General features: G+C 40.1%; 18 protein-coding genes. 15 read left to right on the top strand and 3 right to left on the bottom strand.

The window, feature by feature from the left end; translation table 11 throughout:
* Nucleotides 1–87 precede the first annotated feature (87 nt).
* The 3 genes from MKY65_RS14770 to MKY65_RS14760 are packed head-to-tail and all read left to right on the top strand — an operon-like array spanning nucleotide 88 to nucleotide 3,600.
* Nucleotides 88–708 carry a helix-hairpin-helix domain-containing protein gene (locus MKY65_RS14770; RefSeq protein WP_339178064.1) on the top strand — a complete coding sequence of 207 codons (621 nt, stop codon included), beginning with the start codon at nucleotides 88–90 and terminating at the stop codon, nucleotides 706–708.
* A 25-nt stretch (nucleotides 709–733) separates the two neighbouring features.
* Nucleotides 734–1,312 (top strand): ComE operon protein 2, encoded by a 579-nt coding sequence (locus tag MKY65_RS14765; protein ID WP_339178061.1) that lies wholly within the window; start codon nucleotides 734–736, stop codon nucleotides 1,310–1,312.
* Nucleotides 1,309–3,600 (top strand): DNA internalization-related competence protein ComEC/Rec2, encoded by a 2,292-nt coding sequence (locus MKY65_RS14760; protein ID WP_339178057.1) that lies wholly within the window; start codon nucleotides 1,309–1,311, stop codon nucleotides 3,598–3,600. The genes MKY65_RS14765 and MKY65_RS14760 overlap by 4 nt, the downstream gene beginning before the upstream one ends.
* 82 nt (nucleotides 3,601–3,682) lie before the next feature.
* Here the strand turns inward: MKY65_RS14760 and MKY65_RS14755 are convergent, their stop codons facing one another.
* Nucleotides 3,683–3,817 carry a YqzM family protein gene (locus tag MKY65_RS14755; RefSeq protein ID WP_040980284.1) on the bottom strand — a complete coding sequence of 45 codons (135 nt, stop codon included), beginning with the start codon at nucleotides 3,815–3,817 and terminating at the stop codon, nucleotides 3,683–3,685.
* 368 nt (nucleotides 3,818–4,185) lie between these two features.
* On the opposite strand from MKY65_RS14755, the gene holA reads away from it, so the two are divergent.
* Nucleotides 4,186–5,190, top strand: a complete 1,005-nt coding sequence (gene holA, locus MKY65_RS14750) for a DNA polymerase III subunit delta (RefSeq protein ID WP_339178054.1) — start codon at nucleotides 4,186–4,188, stop codon at nucleotides 5,188–5,190.
* A 76-nt stretch (nucleotides 5,191–5,266) separates the two neighbouring features.
* Here holA and rpsT read toward each other — a convergent pair whose 3' ends face one another.
* Nucleotides 5,267–5,527, bottom strand: a complete 261-nt coding sequence (gene rpsT / locus MKY65_RS14745; RefSeq protein ID WP_339178052.1) for a 30S ribosomal protein S20 — start codon at nucleotides 5,525–5,527, stop codon at nucleotides 5,267–5,269.
* A gap of 348 nt (nucleotides 5,528–5,875) precedes the next feature.
* Between rpsT and gpr the strand changes: the two genes are divergently transcribed.
* From gpr to MKY65_RS14690, 11 genes are all read left to right on the top strand, one after another.
* A complete protein-coding gene (gene gpr / locus MKY65_RS14740; protein ID WP_339178049.1) occupies nucleotides 5,876–6,976 on the top strand; it encodes a GPR endopeptidase in 1,101 nt (366 codons plus the stop codon).
* Between the two features lie 124 nt (nucleotides 6,977–7,100).
* Nucleotides 7,101–8,285 carry a stage II sporulation protein P gene (locus MKY65_RS14735; RefSeq protein ID WP_339178047.1) on the top strand — a complete coding sequence of 395 codons (1,185 nt, stop codon included), beginning with the start codon at nucleotides 7,101–7,103 and terminating at the stop codon, nucleotides 8,283–8,285.
* A gap of 33 nt (nucleotides 8,286–8,318) precedes the next feature.
* Complete coding sequence (locus MKY65_RS14730; protein ID WP_339178044.1) at nucleotides 8,319–8,624, top strand: hypothetical protein; 306 nt, start codon at nucleotides 8,319–8,321, stop codon at nucleotides 8,622–8,624.
* 123 nt (nucleotides 8,625–8,747) lie between these two features.
* A complete protein-coding gene (gene lepA, locus MKY65_RS14725) occupies nucleotides 8,748–10,556 on the top strand; it encodes a translation elongation factor 4 (RefSeq protein ID WP_042534854.1) in 1,809 nt (602 codons plus the stop codon).
* A 353-nt stretch (nucleotides 10,557–10,909) separates the two neighbouring features.
* Entirely contained in the window at nucleotides 10,910–12,091 is a 1,182-nt protein-coding gene (gene hemW, locus MKY65_RS14720) for a radical SAM family heme chaperone HemW (RefSeq protein WP_339178042.1), read from the top strand.
* 76 nt (nucleotides 12,092–12,167) lie between these two features.
* Nucleotides 12,168–13,199, top strand: a complete 1,032-nt coding sequence (hrcA, locus tag MKY65_RS14715) for a heat-inducible transcriptional repressor HrcA (protein ID WP_339178039.1) — start codon at nucleotides 12,168–12,170, stop codon at nucleotides 13,197–13,199.
* 83 nt (nucleotides 13,200–13,282) lie between these two features.
* Nucleotides 13,283–13,843: a nucleotide exchange factor GrpE gene (gene grpE, locus MKY65_RS14710; protein WP_339178037.1), complete on the top strand. Its 561-nt coding sequence runs from the start codon at nucleotides 13,283–13,285 to the stop codon at nucleotides 13,841–13,843.
* A 40-nt stretch (nucleotides 13,844–13,883) separates the two neighbouring features.
* Nucleotides 13,884–15,725, top strand: a complete 1,842-nt coding sequence (dnaK, locus tag MKY65_RS14705; RefSeq protein ID WP_339178034.1) for a molecular chaperone DnaK — start codon at nucleotides 13,884–13,886, stop codon at nucleotides 15,723–15,725.
* Between the two features lie 183 nt (nucleotides 15,726–15,908).
* Nucleotides 15,909–17,042, top strand: coding sequence for a molecular chaperone DnaJ (gene dnaJ / locus MKY65_RS14700; RefSeq protein ID WP_042534846.1), 1,134 nt, complete (start codon nucleotides 15,909–15,911; stop codon nucleotides 17,040–17,042).
* Nucleotides 17,043–17,145: 103 nt separating this feature from the next.
* Complete coding sequence (gene prmA / locus MKY65_RS14695; RefSeq protein ID WP_339178031.1) at nucleotides 17,146–18,087, top strand: 50S ribosomal protein L11 methyltransferase; 942 nt, start codon at nucleotides 17,146–17,148, stop codon at nucleotides 18,085–18,087.
* A 17-nt stretch (nucleotides 18,088–18,104) separates the two neighbouring features.
* Nucleotides 18,105–18,872 (top strand): 16S rRNA (uracil(1498)-N(3))-methyltransferase, encoded by a 768-nt coding sequence (locus tag MKY65_RS14690; RefSeq protein WP_339178028.1) that lies wholly within the window; start codon nucleotides 18,105–18,107, stop codon nucleotides 18,870–18,872.
* A 71-nt stretch (nucleotides 18,873–18,943) separates the two neighbouring features.
* On the opposite strand, the gene MKY65_RS14685 is transcribed toward MKY65_RS14690, so the two are convergent.
* A complete protein-coding gene (locus tag MKY65_RS14685) occupies nucleotides 18,944–19,738 on the bottom strand; it encodes a Cof-type HAD-IIB family hydrolase (protein ID WP_339178026.1) in 795 nt (264 codons plus the stop codon).
* Nucleotides 19,739–19,761 lie beyond the last annotated feature (23 nt).

The following is a 19,761-nucleotide window of genomic DNA, read 5'->3' as shown; positions in this document are numbered from 1 at the left end:
GTTTTCCGAGAAAAAGGAGATTATCTTTCTTTGTCGAAATACTAAGATAAGAGGATACTATTTTGACAAAGAAGGAGGTAATACCTTTTGTATTGGTTAAAGAAAAATAGTTATATTTTTATTGTGATTGCTGCTGTTATTATTTTTTTTATCTTTATCAGCAAAGAAGAACCGTCCAGCCCGCTATCCGCCTCATTAATATCTTCAGATTTGGAAGAACCGACAGAAGCCCCGCCTACTGAGGAAACTCCGGCAGAACAAGCAGAACAACAAGCGCGAACAGCAGTGGTCGATGTAAAAGGAGAAGTGATGCAGCCGGGAGTATATGAAATGGAGCAAGGTGACCGGATCAGGGATATTATTGACCGAGCTGACGGGTTTACCGAAAATGCAGATGTTCTACAAGTGAATTTAGCACAGGTTGTTCAGGATGAGATGGTTGTCTTGATACCTGCTGTCGGCCAGGAAGAAGAACCTGCAGTGGATGCTCCTGCGGGGGAGCAGACAAATAACGATAAGATAAAAATAAATACGGCTTCCAGTGAGGAGCTGACTCAGCTTCCTGGTATCGGACCTGCTAAGGCGGAAGCGATTATTGCCCATCGTGATAATCATGGATTGTTTCAAACACCAGAGGATTTATTAGAGATTTCTGGTATTGGAGAAAAAACACTGGAGACGCTGATCGAGCATATCCAAGTGCCGTAGAAAATAAGGGAAAGAGGGAATCATCATGGAGAGAATTGCTTGGGATCAATATTTTATGGCGCAGAGTCATCTATTAGCTTTAAGAAGTACATGTACCCGCTTAATGGTAGGCGCTACGATTGTCCGGGATAAACGTATCATTGCCGGAGGTTATAATGGAAGCGTTTCTGGGGATGTACATTGTATCGATGAGGGCTGCTATGTCATTGACGGACATTGTGTACGGACGGTTCATGCGGAAGCAAACGCATTGCTGCAATGTGCGAAATTCGGAGTGCCGACAGACGGCGCTGATGTATATGTTACCCATTTCCCCTGTCTGCAATGCACAAAACAGCTGATTCAAAGCGGTATTAAAAATTTATTTTATGCAGAAGATTACAAGAATCATCCTTATGCAGTCCAGTTATTTAAAGAGGCTGGCGTGCAGACACAAAAAGTACCGTTGGTTGATGCTGTAGTGGATACAAAGTTTGAAGAAAAGACTGCTTTTATACATGCGCTGATGGAGAAATTGGATGCATCCAATTTGACGCCGGATGAAACAGAGACAATAAAAGCCGATGCAGAGCGGCTGTTTTTTAGTGAAGAGAGAAAGCATTGAGGGGATATTGGCATTTTCCTGCAATTGCAGCCGTGTCAGCCATTTTATATCATTTATTGGATATGAAATGGCTGCTCCTTCTTTTTATACTCTGGCTCATTTGGCTCAAGCTTCTGAAAAAAATGAATGTCACCGTTTGGCTGGTTACAATGTTCAGCTTCATCACCTTTTTATCTATTATTCCGGTTATTCCCCAGACCGTATATGAAGAAAGCTCGATAGATGCAGAAATTACCGGGAAAATCGAAGGAGAAGTAAAGCTTAGCTCCAAACAAATTCAATTCACCCTCCAACCTCTACAAAATTCCTCTAAACTGTCAGTTACGTATTTTCCTGAAAAGGATGAAGATTTTCGTGAAATTCCTCTTGAGCATGCTTTATTTCATGGCTCCACCTGCACCATTCAGCAAACAGTTGAAATTCCCCCTTCCAGTACAAATCCCGCACAATTTGATTTCCGTCAATTTTTACTGCAAAAACAAATTACCCATCAAGCTGTTTTAGAGGATTTTAATCAAATTAACTGTGCCGCTGAAAAAGGCATCCTTCCATTACTTTATAAGGTGAGGACAGAGCTGCTGAATGAAATGGAGGATACTTGGAGTGATAATACTGCCCCGTGGATTAATGCCATCGTTTTCGGAGACTCCTCAGCAATGGAAGAGTCTGTTACAGAGTTATTTCAGCGGTTTGGTCTCTCGCATATTATTGCTATCTCAGGCACCCATGTCACCTTGGTCATCGCTTTTTTATATTTGATTTTAGTGAAAGGAAACCTGCTGACAAAAGAGAAATCACAGCTGTTTTTAATCTTGTTTCTTCCGCTTTACGCCATATTGGCTGGAGCGAATCCCCCTGTTCTCCGTGCCGCTTCAATGATGATCGGACTCCTTTTATTTCAAAAGTTTCGATGGAAACTGCCGTATTCTGATTTGCTGTGCATTATCTTTATGGTGTTTATTCTTTGGGATCCTTATATCATTTACCATATCGGATTTCAGTTTTCCTTCGCAGTCACCTTTGCCATACTTCTGTCTCAGGAATGGATCAGCAAATCCAAATCGCCTGTTTGGAAGGTTTTTCAAGTAAGCTTTATTGCACAAATGGCAATTCTTCCGCTCCAGATTTATTATTTCAATATCTTTCATCCGTTGTCTATTCTGATGAATCTGACAGTCGTCCCTTATTTTACCTTCTTCGTCATTCCGCTTATGTATGTTTTTGCAGTTGTTCATTTTTTACCAGATAGTATGCTCGTCATACTGGATAAGGCTTTTATATTTATTCATGAAAGGGCTCTGGGAGCTATTGAATGGGTCGATAATACATTCGTTCCGCCAATGTATTTAGACCAGTTATCTATTTTCAGCGTCATGTTTTATTTTGCTTGTTTTTTCTTGTTTATGAAGTTTTTAGAGCGAAGACAGGAAAAAGCAGCTTGGATTGCAGGGATTCTTTTAATCCTTCCAGTTTTAATGACGGCAGCCAAGCCGTATTTTCAGGAGGAAGGTATTGTGACCATGTTTGATATGGGGCAGGGGGATGCTATTTTAGTGGAAGCGGCAAAAAGAGAAGCAGTTGTTATGATTGATGCTGGCTCTGCTTTTCATTTTGAAGATATGGAACCGACCAGAGGAGTGTATAAAAATATTATTCGTACTTATTTTCATCAGCGGGGGATTAAAGAATTGGATGCGATTATTGTTACACATGACGATGTCGATCACTTTGGGAGTGTCCGTTTTATTTTAGAAGAGGTAAGAGTAAAGGAATTAATGGTAAGCGCCTATTTTGATCCGCTGCTATTAGAAGAATTCCAAGCAATTCAGCCATCACTAAATATAACGCAGATTGGCGCAGGGGATGTACTGAACTTTCATGATGCTATTTCCTTTCAGGTATTGGCGCCGGATATAGATACGGGAAATTCAAATGACAATTCGATTGTTCTATATACAAATTTTGGCTTGAAATGGCTGTTCACTGGAGACATCAGCAAAGAAATAGAAGAAAAAATAATACATGATTATCCTGCACTGCAAATCGATATTTTAAAAGTGGCGCACCATGGCAGTAAAACATCTACAGGGGAAGCGTTTATAGATGCAGTTCAGCCGCGTTTCGCTTTAATTTCGGCCGGGAGAAATAACCGCTATAATCATCCGAATGAAGAAGTATTGGACATATTGGAAAGGTATGGAATTCAAGTGTATCGTACAGATGAGGATGGGGCGATTCAATTTTATTACACGGTGGAAGGAGGAACCTTTTCAACCTTTTTACCATAAAATATAATAAGAAAATAAACCTTACCGGATAACAAAAAAAGAAGAGATAGCATCCCTTCTTTTTGACCCTCTATCTCTTTTATTATTGACCAATTACGCTGATGGTAACGCCCACCGCAAAAATGATAAAGAAAAAGAGAAATGAAAAGGTAAATCCTTTAATGGAGTCTACAACATCGCTGCCTTTGTACTGCGGATCTTTTTCGAATTCGTTCAAGATATACCCCTCCTCTGCTCACTATTATAGTATAAATCATCCACATAAAAAAATCTACATTCTTTGCATGATTCCTTCTTCATATGGTAACAGCCATTTTTAGCAACAGTTGACATCTATAGTTTTTGCACAGAAGCGCAAATTATATATAAGCAAATATCGTTCTTAAGATTTGTTTCTAGAGCTTATTTTAAGACGTTTAATATAGATGCTTCATAAAGGGAGGATGCAAAAGTCTTGCGGTTCTTCCTTTATTTTTTTGTTGCGTTTATGTCTGCTTCCTTATAGGATAAAAAGAGACGAGTTTATGCATGGAACATTCACATGCTCCGAATCGAAATAATGTCTAGATGGGAAGCGTAATATGCATGATGGACCAAATAAAAAAAATAAAAAGTAATCAGATTCAGCCGGTTTACTTTGCTTTTGGAACAGAATCCTTTTTTCTGGAACAATTAAAAGACAAGTTAATAAAAACGGTGTTAGATGGAGATAAAACGAATTTATCTCTTTATGATTTAGAAGAAACCTCCATACAGGAAGTATTAGCAGATGCAGAAACATTTCCATTTTTCGGTGAGCGAAAATTAATATTTGCTGCCAATGCTTCCTTTGTGAAAACAAAACCCGATAAAACACCGTTTGAGCATGATTTAACGTATTTACAGGAGTATCTGCAAAATCCGCCTGAGTATTCGGTGTTATTGGTTATAGCGCCTTATGAAAAATTAGATGAGCGTAAAAAGGTAACAAAACAATTAAAAAAACTGGCGTCCCCTGTGGATTGTCAGCAAGTAAAAGAAAAAGATGCAAGAAATTGGATTCAAAGTCTGATGAAGTCATATGAGATAGATATTGAACAAGAGGCGATGGAAATATTGGAAGCAGAGGTTTCTAATAATATCCAGCTCCTGCAAAGCGAGATGGAGAAGCTTGCTCTTTATGTTGGAGAAAATGGGGTTGTTACAAAAGATATTGCACAGCAGTTAGTGTCGCATACTCCGACCACTACGTCTATCGCACTTGTCGATGCAGTTATGAAAGGAAGTATTCAGGAAGCAATTCAAATTTATCAGGATTTAGAGAAAATGAACGAGGATCCAATTGCGATGATTGGACTGCTTGCTTACCAATTTCGCATGATTTTAAGAGTGAAGCAGCTGAAAAAGAAGGGATATTCTCAATTTCAAATTCAGAAGCATATTGGCGCACATCCATATGTTATTAAAGTAGCAATGGCCAGAGAAGCAAAACTGTCTGAAGAGCGTCTGTCTTACATCCTTTGCCAGCTTGCAGAAACGGATGCCAAAATGAAGCAGGGGCTGATGGAAAAAGGGCTGGCATTTGAATTACTGTTGATGGATTTAGTATAGTGTGCTGCGTTTAAAAAACATAATAAAAGGTGAAGTATTTACGGCAATTGTCCGTACTTACTTCACCTTTTATTTATTATGATGCGTTAACTTTTTTTGCTAAACGAGATTTTTGACGGCTGGCAGCGTTTTTGTGGATAATTCCTTTTTGAGCCGCTTTATCAATTTGCTTGTTCGCAGATTGGAATGCTGCTTTTGCATTTTCCACATCGTTTGCTTCTACCAATTTTTCTACACGTTTAATCTCCGTACGCATTGCAGAAAGCTGGGAAACGTTATTAGCGCGTTTCTTTTGGTTAACTTCTACACGTTTGATTGCAGATTTAATATTTGCCATGTTTATTCACCTCCTAAAAAGTATACGATTTTAAAAACATGTTTTAGAGGTTGTTCAAGCTAAATTGCTTCTGAACATGCCCTTTTGTATGCTTTCATCAATTGTCAATATTCACAGTACGACAAGAGTATTTTACCAAAGCTCCCTAATCTTTTCAATAGAATTGTTGCTTAATCAATAAATTGGTATGAAATTATTCCAGGCGTGCATGCTAAGAATGGTTAAAAACAGGAGTTTTTCCGGCAAATTCTCCATCTAAAAATAAAGTGTAGAAGGAAAGCTTTATTTTTAGATAATGGAATTTTATTTTATCAGAATAAAGCATATTGAACAAAGGGGCGCGGTGTAATGAAAAATAGAGAGGATCATTTTCAAGTAAGAACAGACTTAGCTGTAGAAGCAAAGGATATGTATACGGAAAAGCAAGAAAATAAACAAAAGAAGGAAGTTGCGGGTGTCACATTTAAAGAAAGCACGATAAAGGATATAAATATTTCCTATGTGACGATTGATGAGGCAGGCGCTGAACAAATTGGGAAGAAGCCGGGGAACTATGTCACCATTCATACTGACGGTGTCAAAAAACAAGATACAGAGAAACAGCATCAAGCAGCGAAGATTTTAGCAAAAGAGCTGGAGGAATTAATGAGAAAGCAAGACTTGCCGGATCAAGCCTCTTGTCTGATTGTGGGGTTAGGGAATTGGAATGTAACCCCGGATGCTTTGGGTCCGATGACGGTAGAGAAAGTGCTGGTAACCAGTCATTTATTTCGTCTTCAGCCGGAATCCGTGGCAGAAGGATATAGCGAAGTAGCTGCGATTACACCGGGGGTGATGGGAGTGACAGGCATAGAAACCAGCGATGTGATTTTTGGGATTATCGAAAAATACCAGCCTGATTTCGTTATTGCCATTGACGCGCTTGCATCGAGATCTATCAGCAGAGTGAATGAAACCATTCAATTATCTGATACAGGTATACATCCAGGTTCAGGGGTTGGCAACAAGCGAAAAGAAATAAGCCGTCAGACGCTCGGAATACCTGTGATTGCTATTGGTGTGCCAACGGTGGTGGATGCAGTTACTATTACAAGTGATACCATCGATTACTTATTGAAACACTTCGGGAGAGAATGGAATGAAAGAGATGACCCATCTAAATCCTTAACTCCTGCTGGTATGAATTTCGGGTCGAAGCAGTTAACGGATGAGGACTTGCCTGATAAAGCACAGCGGGAAAAGCTGTTTGGCTTTGTGGGCGGCCTGTCGGAGGAAGAAAAAAGACAGCTGATTATGGAAGTACTAACGCCGATTGGTCATAATTTAATGGTTACGCCTAAAGAGGTAGACGGCTTTATGATTGATATGGCTGAAGTGATAGCAAATGGGCTGAACGCTGCATTACATGAGACAGTAACGATTGATAATTTTTCAAGCTATTCCAGGTAGCCGTATGAAGCTTTAACATCCTCTATCAAGTCTATTTTTTTCTTTTTACACGGTTCTACTTTCTCTAGTTTACTCATAGGTTGGACTATAGAGTTATTAGAGAAAGGTGGCATCGTGTATTTTTATGAAAAAAAATAACTGGAGCAAAATGGTACAAACCTTTTCTCGACGAAGCGGTCTTTATATCGCCTTTTTTGTCAGTATATTTCTATTAATTAGTATATTAACGGCTGTACAGCCTGCCTATCGATTTTCATCAGATACGTTATCAAATTGGACGAAGGAAATGGACAGTGCGATTTTTTATCATTTGATTACAATGGAAAACCGTGCTTATAAGCAGAGTTTTCCGGAAGGGGAAGCAGAAATACCTCAATTATCCGGGGTGTTTCTTGAGCTTACGTCTAATGTGAAACCAACAGATCCCAGAAGCTTTTTTGGTAATGAAATTCCAGGTTTTTCGATATTTGACAATCAATTATTAATGGCAAGTGAAAATGATTTTACTCATTTTCCGATTGAGTCTAATCCCCCTTTGGAGGAAGTATTAAGGGAAAGGGAAGCGGTACTGACAGGCGAAGATGAGGAGGAAACAGAAGAGGCGGAAGAAACGGAGGAAGAAACAGAGGAAACGGAAAGTGAGCAAACAACTGGAGACAGAGATGTTGTTTTTATTTATAATACCCACAACAGAGAGTCGTTTTTACCGCATTTGCCAGATGAAACAGACCCCAATAGCGCCATGCACGGGGAGATTAATATCACAAATGTCAGTGACCGTTTAGCAGAAGGTCTTGAAAGGAAAGGAATTGGAACACAAGTAGATAATACAGATTTCGGGGAGCTCCTGAATGAAAGAGGAATGGGATATCATCAATCCTACGAAGTCTCTCGAGATATTGTTGCGGAAGCAGTGGCCGGCAATCAGGAGATTCAATATATGTTTGACCTTCATAGAGACGCCCTTCGCAGAGATAAGACGACAGAAACGATTGAAGGCGAAGATTATGCAAAGATTTTATTTGTTATCGGTACCGGGCACCCCGATTATGAAAGGAATCTGAAAGTAGCAACAGAGCTGCATGGGTTGATGGAAGAAGAATATCCGGGTTTAAGCCGGGGAGTGTTCCAAAAGGATGGATCAAGCGGGAATGGCGTTTACAACCAGGATATGGAAGAAAATGCATTATTGATTGAATTTGGCGGTGTAGATAACACGATGGAGGAGCTGTATCGTTCTGCTGATGCCTTAGCAGAAGTATTCAGCGACTATTATTGGGATGCCGAAGCCGTTCAGTCTGATGAATAAGTATGTGAATATTCTTATGTAAGGAGCGATTTGATGCGAAATATTATTATATTATTATTGCTCGTCATCTTTTTTCTGAGCGGACTCGTATTTGGAATGCAGAAGAATGAGACGGCTGAACAAACGGTATCCTCCGACACTCCTGCAGTTGAAGTAATAGAAGATGAAGCGCCAGATAGAGAGGAACAGGAAGAAATCATCGTTGCAGAAACAGATGTACTTGAAGATGGAAATTATTCGTTGACCAACCGTACAGCAGCCACTATGGGAGGCATCGTCAAACAATTATTTGAAGTAATCGTCTCCATCATGTATGGAATAGGAGAGCTGTTTTTTTAATCAACACCTAAGTTAATCATTGAATCTCAAGGCGTCAATTGCTATAATCAATGCTAGTAATTGACGCCTTTTGTTATGGGAAGAAAATAGGGGCTACAGGAAAAACTTAGGAGTGTGCGTGAAATGACGAATAAAAAAAGAAAGGTCAGAAACTTTTCGATTATTGCCCATATCGATCATGGGAAGTCTACATTAGCTGATCGTATTCTTGAAAATACAGAAACCGTGACAAAACGTGAAATGAAAGACCAGTTGCTGGACGGAATGGATTTAGAGCGTGAACGTGGCATAACCATTAAACTGAATGCAGTGCAATTAAAATATACAAACCAGGCTGGCGAAGAATTTATTTTTCATTTAATCGATACGCCAGGTCATGTCGATTTTACTTATGAGGTATCCAGAAGCTTGGCAGCCTGTGAAGGAGCGATTCTTGTCGTAGACGCAGCACAGGGAATTGAAGCGCAGACCTTGGCAAACGTTTATTTAGCGATGGAAAATGATTTAGAAATCATTCCGGTAATCAATAAAATTGATTTGCCGAGTGCAGATACAGAAAAAGTGAAAAAAGAACTGGAAGATGTATTAGGAATCGACGGCGATGAAGCAATCCTAGCCTCTGCCAAAGCAAATATAGGGATTGAGGAAATTCTGGAGCGTATAGCAGAGGTTGTTCCAGAGCCCCCTGGAGAGGCTGAGGATCCGTTAAAAGCGTTAATCTTTGACTCGCTGTATGATACTTACCGCGGGGTTATTGCTTACGTCTGTGTGAAGGAAGGCTCTGTTAAAGTCGGAGACAAAATTAAGATGATGGCTACCGGAAAAGAATTTGAAGTGAATGAAGTCGGGGTATTTACACCGAAGCAGCTTGCCAAAAAAGAGTTGACGGTCGGGGATGTTGGTTATTTAACTGCATCGATTAAAAATGTCGGCGATTCACGGGTCGGGGATACAATTACGTTGGCTGATCGACCTGCGGATACAGCGCTGCCTGGTTACCGCCGTCTGAATCCAATGGTATTCTGCGGACTTTATCCGGTAGATTCTAATGATTACAATGATTTAAGAGAAGCGTTAGAACGTTTAGAACTGAATGATTCTTCCCTGCAATACGAAGCAGAGACTTCCCAGGCGCTTGGTTTCGGCTACCGCTGCGGATTCTTGGGACTGCTCCATATGGAAATTGTCCAAGAGCGTATTGAAAGAGAATTTGGTATCAGTTTAATTACGACAGCTCCAAGTGTTATTTTTGAAGTAGAGTTGACGAATGGCGATGTATTTTCGGTTGATAACCCTTCCGAAATGCCAGATCCACAAGTAATTGAAGAAGTACGTGAACCATACGTAGAAGCTACAATTATGGTGCCGAATGATTACGTCGGAGCAGTGATGGAAATTGCCCAAAAGAAACGCGGGAATTTTGTAGATATGCAATATTTAGATGATATTCGTGTGAATGTGGTTTATCATATTCCGCTTTCGGAAATTGTATATGACTTCTTTGACCAGTTAAAATCACAGACAAAGGGATATGCTTCGTTTGATTATGAGCTGATCGGCTACCAGCCTTCCCGTCTTGTGAAAATGGATATATTGCTTAATGGCGATTCAATTGATGCGTTATCACTTGTTGTCCACCGCGACTTTGCGTATGAACGCGGAAAGCAGATCGTTGAAAAGCTGAAGACATTAATTCCAAGACAGCAATTTGAAGTGCCGATTCAAGCAGCAATCGGCAACAAGATTGTAGCGCGTTCTAATATCAAAGCAGTACGTAAGGATGTAACAGCAAAGCTTTACGGCGGAGATATTTCCCGAAAAAGAAAGCTTCTTGAAAAGCAAAAAGAAGGTAAAAAGCGTATGAAGATGGTAGGTTCTGTAGAAGTTCCTCAGGAAGCGTTTATGGCTGTCCTGAAGATGGATGAAGATTAACTGCTGAAATAATCTATTGTCGCTATTTATTAATCCCGTTACCGTGTTTTTTGCCGGTTGCGGGATTTTTAAGCTGTAAATAGCCGCTGCGGAAAAATACGGCGCTTTCCATGGGCCCCGAGCTCATCTCCTTTAAAGAAGACTTGCTGATTGGCAAGAATATCGTGTTTTAATGACTAAGCGATGTTCTTGTTTTTTTATTAGGAGGCCACAAGCCTATTTTTCATTTACATTGCGAGAGGACATAAAGTATTATAAAATAACTTCAGAAATAACAACTGGTGTTTCTGAAGAGGAAAAGAAGCCAGAGTTACCTTATCTGTTTTTTTTAACAAAGGAAGGAAGTTCAATCGATGCAAGTTCAGTCAGTATATATTCATATTCCTTTTTGCAAGCAGATCTGCCATTACTGTAATTTTGTAAAGTACTTTTACATGGAGACGAAGGCAGATGCCTTTATAGATGCTTTAATAAAAGAAATAGACACAGCTATTCCAGGAAGGAAAAATGTCTTTCGGACGATTTATATGGGCGGAGGAACGCCAACTGCTTTGTCGATGGAGCAATTGCAGAAGCTTTTTCAGTTTTTAAATGAAAAGTTTGACCTCTCCTCCTGTGAAGAATTTACAATCGAAATCAATCCGGGGGATATTGATACGGATAAAGCAAAATTACTTCACGGTTATGGCGTAAATCGGATTTCTTTTGGGGTTCAGGTAATGGATGATGAGATGCTTGAAAAAATCGGGCGTATGCATCGAGTGAAGGATGTTTATACAACAGTTGATATTCTTACACAGTCAAATTTCTCTAATATCAGCCTGGATTTAATTTATGCTCTCCCGGATCAAACCGTTGCCCACTTTGAAAAAACTTTAAAGGAAGCACTGCAATTCGGTCTGCCGCATTATTCAACCTATGCGCTGCAAATTGAACCGAAGACCGTATTTTATCATAAACGGAGAAAAGGAGCCCTGCATCAGCCTCCAGAGGATGATGAAGTAGAAATGTATCAGCTGCTTCAGGAAAATATGAAAAAGCAGGGCGTCTATCAATATGAAATAAGTAATTTTGCCAAGCCGGGTTATGAGAGCAAGCATAATTTAACCTATTGGAATAATGATTATTATTTTGGTTTCGGAGCAGGGGCTCATGGTTATTTACCGGGAAAGCGCACGGCAAATTATAAACCATTGGGAATTTATATGAAGGAAATTAACCGAAGCGGTTCACCTGTCGAACATCTTGAAGAAATAACACTGCAGGACCGGATAGAAGAGGAATTATTTCTGCAGCTCCGAAAAGTAGAAGGGATTAATACAGAAGCATTCAGGGAAAGATATGGACTATCGCTGGATAAATTATATCAGGAAGAGTTACGTCAGTTAACAAACGATAAATTAGTAACTTACCACGACGGAAGCTATGTATTGACAAATAGAGGAATGCTTCTCGGGGACAGGGTTTTCCAGCAATTTTTATTATTGGAGAACTTTGATCAAAAAATAAAGGAAGCAAAAAGCCAAACGGTTTGACAAAAGAAATTGAATTTGATAATTTTATTATAGATTTAGCACTCAAAAGATGAGAGTGCTAACAGAGGTGATCATCATGTTAACAGATAGGCAACTTATGATATTGCAGGTGATTATTGATGATTTTATAGAATCTGCTAAACCGGTCGGCTCCAGGGCATTATCTAAAAAAGATACCCTGCCGTACAGTGCCGCAACCATTCGAAACGAGATGGCGGATTTAGAAGAATCGGGGTTTTTAGAAAAGACGCATACCTCTTCTGGACGTGTGCCTTCAGAAAAAGGATATCGTTATTATGTTGATCATTTAATTGGTCCTGAAATCCATCAGCATGGACTGGGTATCATTGAAAGGTTAACAAATAACGGGATATATGAGTTTGAACAGATTGTTCAGACGGCAGCAGAAGCCCTTTCTAAACTGACCAATTATACGTCCATCATACTTGGACCGGAAATGTTTGAAGCAACCGTAAAGCAGATTCAGGTATTAGCACTATCCGATCAATCAGCAGTAGCGATTTTAGTAACAAACACAGGTCATGTAGAGCACCGTTCTTTTACATTGCCAAAAGGAGTTTCATCATCTGATATCGAAAAGCTTGTCAATATTCTAAATGACCGTCTTCAGGGCGTTCCGCTTTATCGAATTCCTGAGGTGATTCAAAATGAAGTAGCTTCTCTGATGATGAAATATATGAATGGAGTAGATTCTTCCATCAATTGGATTCGTACGCTCTTCACGCAAGAGCAGGCGGTCAAGCTTTATTTTGGCGGGAAAGCCAATATTTTAATGCAGCCGGAATTTAATGATGTGGATCGCATTCGTTCCTTTTACTCCTTGATGGAGCGAGAGGATGAAATTGTAAATCTCTTGAAAAACTCCAATCAAGGTATTAAAGTTTCTATTGGCCATGAAAATGAAGTGGAAGAGATTAAAGACTTGAGTTTAATCACCGCCTCTTATCATATCGGCGGCGGTCAGATGGGTACCATTGCATTAATCGGGCCTACGAGAATGGAATACAGAAAAGTATTGTCCTTAATGGAAAGCATCTCCAAGGAAATGACTGGTGCAATGGGAAAATGGTATAGTGATAAATCATAAGGAAAACAAGTATTTTGGTTTTCTATCTATATCTTCTATGGTATAGTTTTTAATTGGAAATTAGAAAAGAGGTGCCTGAGTAGATGTCAGAGAATGAAAAAAAAGAAGAAGCACTGCAAGAAGAACAGGAAATTGTAGAAGAGACTGCTGAAGAAGCAGGTACAGATGCAGAAACTGCAGAGAAAAATGATGCGTCAGAAGCTCAAATAGAAGCACTGAAAAATGAAAAAGAAGAACTGGAAGGCCGCATGCTTCGTTTGCAGGCAGAGTTTGATAATTATAAAAGACGCACATTAAAAGAGCGTGAAGCAGATCGTAAATACAAAGCACAGGATATGGTTCAGGAATTGCTTCCTGTGATGGATAATTTCGAACGCGCGCTGCAAGTAGAAGTATCTGAAGAAAATAAGAGCATCCTTGAAGGAATTGATATGGTATATCGTCAATTAAAGGATGTATTTACGTCACAGGGTGTTTCTGTTATTGAAACAGAGGGTGCAGACTTTGACCCGAATGTACACCATGCAGTAATGCAGATTGAAGATGACTCTGTGGAAGCAAATAAAGTGGTGGAAGAACTGCAAAAAGGCTATCTCTTAAAAGATCGGGTTATCCGCCCTGCAATGGTAAAAGTGAATAAATAATAAAAAAGTGTCGCAGAAGTATTGAAGGAGGAAATGAAGAATGAGTAAAATTATCGGAATCGACTTAGGAACAACCAACTCATGTGTATCAGTGATGGAGGGCGGCGAAGCAGTCGTTATCCCTAACCCGGAAGGAAACCGTACAACCCCATCTGTTGTATCCTTTAAAAATGGAGAAAGACAAGTCGGCGAGGTTGCAAAACGTCAAGCAATTACCAACCCGGATACGGTGCAATCTATCAAACGTCATATTGGTACAGACTATAAAGTAACCATTGGCGAAAAAGATTATACACCACAAGAAATTTCAGCGATTATTCTGCAGCATATTAAATCCTATGCAGAAGATTATATCGGCGAAAGTGTAGATAAAGCAGTAATTACCGTTCCTGCTTACTTTAATGATGCAGAACGCCAAGCAACAAAAGATGCTGGTAAAATTGCTGGTCTTGAAGTAGAACGTATTATTAACGAACCAACTGCAGCAGCGCTTGCATATGGTATTGATAAAGAAGATCAAGATCAAACAATCCTTGTATATGACCTTGGCGGCGGTACCTTTGACGTATCTATCCTGGATATCGGCGACGGCACATTCGAAGTTGTTGCAACAGCCGGAGACAATCGTCTTGGCGGAGATGACTTTGATGAAGTCATCATCAAGCATATGGTAGAAGAGTTCAGAAAAGAAAATGGCATTGACCTTTCTAAAGATAAAATGGCTGTACAGCGCTTGAAAGATGCTGCTGAGAAAGCGAAGAAGGATTTATCCGGTGTGGCACAGACACAAATTTCACTGCCATTTATTACAGCAGGGGAAGCTGGTCCATTACACTTAGAAATGACTTTATCACGTGCGAAATTCGATGAGTTATCATCTGATTTAGTAGAACGTACAATGAAACCGACTCGCCGTGCACTTTCTGATGCAGGCTTGTCCAGCAAGGATATTCATAAAGTTATCTTAGTCGGCGGTTCTACACGTATTCCAGCTGTACAGGAAGCAATCAAGAAAGAATTAGGTCAAGATCCTTCTAAAGGAGTAAATCCGGATGAAGTTGTAGCACTTGGTGCAGCAATTCAAGGCGGTGTCCTTCAAGGAGACGTGAAAGACGTATTATTACTTGACGTAACTCCACTTTCTTTAGGTATTGAAACAATGGGCGCTGTGTTTACAAAACTGATCGAACGTAATACAACCATTCCGACAAGTGCATCACAAACATTCTCTACAGCAGCAGATAACCAAACTGCAGTAGATATTCATGTACTTCAAGGTGAGCGTGAAATGGCGGCAGATAACAAAACGCTTGGCCGTTTCCAATTAACGGATATTCCGCCAGCACCACGTGGAATGCCTCAAATCGAAGTATCCTTCGATATCGATGCGAACGGTATTGTTAATGTAAGAGCGAAAGATTTAGGAACAAATAAAGAACAATCCATTACGATCAAATCTTCTTCTGGTTTATCTGATGATGAAGTAGATAAAATGGTAAAAGAAGCAGAAGAAAATGCAGAAGCAGATAAAGCGCGCCGTGAAGAAGTAGAGCTTCGCAACCAGGCTGATCAGCTTGTATTTACAACAGATAAGACATTGAAAGACTTAGGTGATAAGGTTTCTGATGAAGATAAACAGCAGGCAGAAGCTGCAAGAGATGAATTGAAAGAAGCTTTAGAGACTAATGATCAAGAACAAATCAAAGCGAAAAAAGACGCTTTGGAAGAAAAAGTACAGCAGCTTTCTGCTAAGCTTTATGAGCAGGTACAACAAGAAGCTCAAGAAGCGCAAGGAGCAGAAAATGCAGAAGGCCAGCAAGGCGACGACGTTGTTGATGCGGATTATACAGAAGTCGACGATGACGATAAAGAAAATAAATAATGAATAGCTGCTGAATAAAAGTCAAAGTCAGGATTCTCTTGGCTTTGGCTTTTTTACAGACAGGATAGAAGCAAGATAGTGCTTACAGGTAAATTGGTTTGAAGCTGATATTCATTGTTGCCATAGACAAATGAATGATGATATGATTAAACTTATGCAATCAGAGTATCGGGAGTGAATAATTTGGCAAAACGAGATTATTATGATGTCTTAGGTGTAGATAAAGGCGCCTCAAAAGATGAGATAAAGAAGAGCTACCGGAAACTGGCTCGTAAATATCATCCGGATGTAAATAAAGAAGAAGGCGCAGCAGAAAAATTTAAAGAAGCAAAAGAAGCTTATGAAGTATTAAGTGACGATCAGAAAAAAGCACAATATGATCAATTTGGGCATGCAGGCGCACAGGGTCAAGGCTTCGGAGGCTTTGGCGGCGGTGGCGGAGCTCAAGACTTCGGTGGTTTCAGCGATATTTTTGATATGTTTTTCGGGGGCGGCGGACGTTCACGTGATCCGAATGCGCCACAGCAGGGCGACGATTTACAATATACGCTGATTCTTGATTTTGAAGAAGCGATTTTCGGAAAAGAAACCGATATTGAAGTTCCAAAGGAAGAAGAATGTGATACGTGTCATGGTTCGGGAGCCAAACCGGGAACAAAAGTAGACACATGCTCCCATTGTCACGGCTCTGGCCAATTAAATCAAGAACAAAATACGCCATTTGGCCGTGTTGTCAATCGCCGCGTGTGCCATTACTGTAATGGTACAGGAAAAATCATTCCTGAAAAATGTGAGACCTGCGGCGGTGCTGGAACAGTTAATAGAAAGAAAAAAATTCATATTGATATTCCAGCCGGTATCGATGAAGGGCAGCAAATCCGTGTAGCCGGCAAAGGAGACCCCGGGAAAAACGGCGGCCCGGCAGGTGATTTATTTGTTGTTATTCGTGTTCGTAAGCATGATTTCTTTGTCCGCGAAGGCGACCATATTTTCTGTGAACTGCCACTTACCTTTGCTCAAGCGGCATTAGGTGATGAAATTGAAGTGCCTACTGTCCATGGCAAGGTTAAACTACGAATTCCTGCCGGCACCCAGGCAGGGAAGACTTTCCGCTTAAAAGGAAAAGGGGCGCCAAATGTTCATGGCAGAGGCCAGGGCGACCAGCATATTAAAGTAAAAGTAATGACGCCGACTAATCTGTCAGACAAACAAAAAGATTTACTGCGTCAATTTAATGAATTAGGCGGAAATGAATCCACCGATGAACAAGAGGATAATATTTTCCAGCGTTTTCGTAAAGCGTTCAAAGGAGACTAATCAGAGTAGTCCTCCAGCTTGTAGTTTTGATGATATTTTCAGATAAGCAGGCTGGAGGCATCTCTGTTTACATAGATATTTCAAAAGAACGGCGGTGTACAACATGAAATGGTCAGAGATTACAATTCTTACGACAAATGAAGCAGTGGAGCCTATTTCAAATATTTTGCATGAAACAGGTGCGAGCGGGTTAGTTATTGAAGATCCATTAGATTTAAAGCATTTTGAAGGGGAAGGTTTTGGAGAAATTGTGGAGCTTGATCCCGAAGATTATCCGGATGAGGGTGTCCGTATCAAGGCGTATCTGCCGATGAACAGCTTTTTAGGTGAAACGGTTGAAGAAATCAAACAGGCAATCAACCAATTACTGCTTTATGATATTGATTTAGGGAAAAACGAAGTAAGCCTAAGTGAGGTTCATGAAGAAGAATGGGCGAGTGCCTGGAAAAAGTACTATAAACCGGTTAAAATATCCAATCGGATTACAATCACTCCAACTTGGGAGGACTATCAGCCTGTCTCTACAGATGAATTAATTATTGAACTGGATCCGGGGATGGCTTTTGGAACAGGGACCCATCCTACAACTATATTAAGTATCCAAGGTTTAGAAGCATATGTGCAGCCTGATGATAAGATTATTGATGTGGGCTGTGGTTCAGGCGTCTTAAGCATTGCTTCAGTTAAACTAGGCGCTGAATCTGTACAGGCTTTTGATTTGGACGATATAGCTGTTAAAAGCACCAATTTGAACGTGAAACTAAATCACCTTCAAAATCAAGTGACAGCGAAACAGAATAATTTACTTGATGGGGTGGACAGTCAGGCTGATGTCATTGTCTCCAACATCCTTGCTGAAATTATTGTCCGTTTTGTAGAAGATGCTTATAAAAATCTTCGACCTGGTGGTCATTTTATCACTTCAGGAATTATTCAGAAGAAGAAACAATTGGTTCGTGACCGTCTGACAGAAGCTGGTTTTGAGATTATTTCTGTCAGCGAATTGGAAGATTGGGTTTCCATTGTTGCAAGGAAACCGGAATAAAAGCAGGTGATGGCAGGATGCAGCGCTATTTTATTTCGAAAGAACAAGTAGAAAATCAGACAATCAAGATTACTGGAGAAGACGTGCACCATATAGCCAGGGTGATGAGAAATAAGCCCGGCGATGAGATTATTTGCAATACGGATGACGGAAAATCAGCACTTTGTAAGATTGAAGAAATACATGAATCGGAAGTGCAGGCGGTCATCGAAAGCTGGTTGGATGAATCTGTTGAATTGCCAGTGGAAGTAAGTATTGCACAAGGAATTCCTAAGGGCGATAAATTTGAATGGATACTCCAAAAAGGAACAGAGCTGGGTGCAGCGAAATTTATTCCCTTTGCAGCGGATCGTTCCGTTGCTAAGTGGGATGAGCAAAAGTTTCATAAAAAAGCAAAACGATTCGGTAAAATTATAAAGGAAGCCAGCGAGCAGAGTCATCGCAACCAGATTCCTGAGCTGTCACAGGTGATGCAGTTAAAAACATTGATAAAAGAAAGTGAATCCTATCATGTAAAGCTGTTTGCATATGAAGAAGAGGCGAAGGGAGAGGCAGGAAATGCTTCTGCTTTTGCATCTGTATTGGATAACCTGTCTGATCATGACCGGATTTTGCTGGTAATTGGCCCAGAGGGCGGTATTTCTGCGGAAGAAGCTGCTATTATGAAAGACGCCGGATTCCAGCCGATTCGGCTTGGAAAGCGGATATTGCGTACCGAAACTGCGGCGTTATATGCGCTTGCCAGTATTTCTTATCATATGGAAGAATTAAGGAATAAGAATTAAAAGGTAAACCAGCCTCTTCGGTTGTTTTACCTTTTTTCTTATATATACATAATTTTAAGGCCGGCGATATGTTAATTCAGATAAGCTTCTATTATTTGCAGGACGCCGGATTCATCATTGGAAGGAGCTCTGTGTTTAGCGGTCTTTTGCACTTCCGGGCTGCAGGTTTCCATTGCATAGCTGTGTTCTGTTAGAGCCAGCATCTCTAAGTCATTGTTGGCATCTCCAAAGGCGAGCAATTCATGCGGGGAGATATTCCATCTGTCTAATAATATGTTTAATCCGTTTCCTTTGTTTACTCCGGGAATAATCATATCGATACTGCCATGGCCGCTGGAAACCGCCTGCATTTCTCCTTGAAAGGCTTGATTTAATTGAGAAACGATATGACTGGTTTGATTCACTTCTACATTTAAAGCAAATTTAACAAACGTATCATCCGGCAAAGAATCAAAATGCTCTACTTCTTCTAATTGATGATAATAATGCTTGGCAAATTTTTTGAAATCGTTGTCAGTGCTTTTTAAAATATATGCACTCTGTAATCCGCATAAAATAAGCTCTAATGGTTCAAAACTCTGTAAATAGTCCAATGCTTTTTGAACAAATTCATTCGGGAAGTTATCAATCGTCTCCAGTTTTGGAGCGTCATAGATAATCGCTCCATTTTCAGCAACAAAATAGATATCGTCTTCTTTTTCTGCAAAATAAGATTTTAATTGAGCGTATTGATTTCCGCTTGCAACAATAAATTTTATCTCTTTTTCTTGAAGCTGCTGAAAAATCCCGTCAAATCTTTTGCGGTCATAATTACTGCTGGAGTCTAAAAATGTTCCGTCCATATCCACTGCAATTGCCTTTATCATTGGTAAACCCCCATTGTTTTTGA

This window comes from Oceanobacillus sp. FSL W7-1293 (assembly GCF_037969815.1).
Classification (GTDB): domain Bacteria; phylum Bacillota; class Bacilli; order Bacillales; family Amphibacillaceae; genus Oceanobacillus; species Oceanobacillus oncorhynchi.
Note: the sequence above shows the minus strand (reverse complement) of the source record. Positions and strands in the feature narration are given on the sequence as shown.

Excerpts from the sequence above, each read along its gene's own strand:
- hrcA (WP_339178039.1), top strand. The coding sequence starts at position 12,168 with ATGTTAACAGATAGGCAACTTATGATATTGCAGGTGATTATTGATGAT.
- dnaK (WP_339178034.1), top strand. The coding sequence starts at position 13,884 with ATGAGTAAAATTATCGGAATCGACTTAGGAACAACCAACTCATGTGTA.
- MKY65_RS14765 (WP_339178061.1), top strand. The coding sequence starts at position 734 with ATGGAGAGAATTGCTTGGGATCAATATTTTATGGCGCAGAGTCATCTA.
- gpr (WP_339178049.1), top strand. The coding sequence starts at position 5,876 with ATGAAAAATAGAGAGGATCATTTTCAAGTAAGAACAGACTTAGCTGTA.
- rpsT (WP_339178052.1), bottom strand. The coding sequence starts at position 5,527 with ATGGCAAATATTAAATCTGCAATCAAACGTGTAGAAGTTAACCAAAAG.
- MKY65_RS14735 (WP_339178047.1), top strand. The coding sequence starts at position 7,101 with ATGAAAAAAAATAACTGGAGCAAAATGGTACAAACCTTTTCTCGACGA.
- prmA (WP_339178031.1), top strand. The coding sequence starts at position 17,146 with ATGAAATGGTCAGAGATTACAATTCTTACGACAAATGAAGCAGTGGAG.
- hemW (WP_339178042.1), top strand. The coding sequence starts at position 10,910 with ATGCAAGTTCAGTCAGTATATATTCATATTCCTTTTTGCAAGCAGATC.
- lepA (WP_042534854.1), top strand. The coding sequence starts at position 8,748 with ATGACGAATAAAAAAAGAAAGGTCAGAAACTTTTCGATTATTGCCCAT.
- MKY65_RS14685 (WP_339178026.1), bottom strand. The coding sequence starts at position 19,738 with ATGATAAAGGCAATTGCAGTGGATATGGACGGAACATTTTTAGACTCC.
- MKY65_RS14730 (WP_339178044.1), top strand. The coding sequence starts at position 8,319 with ATGCGAAATATTATTATATTATTATTGCTCGTCATCTTTTTTCTGAGC.
- grpE (WP_339178037.1), top strand. The coding sequence starts at position 13,283 with ATGTCAGAGAATGAAAAAAAAGAAGAAGCACTGCAAGAAGAACAGGAA.
- holA (WP_339178054.1), top strand. The coding sequence starts at position 4,186 with ATGATGGACCAAATAAAAAAAATAAAAAGTAATCAGATTCAGCCGGTT.
- MKY65_RS14690 (WP_339178028.1), top strand. The coding sequence starts at position 18,105 with ATGCAGCGCTATTTTATTTCGAAAGAACAAGTAGAAAATCAGACAATC.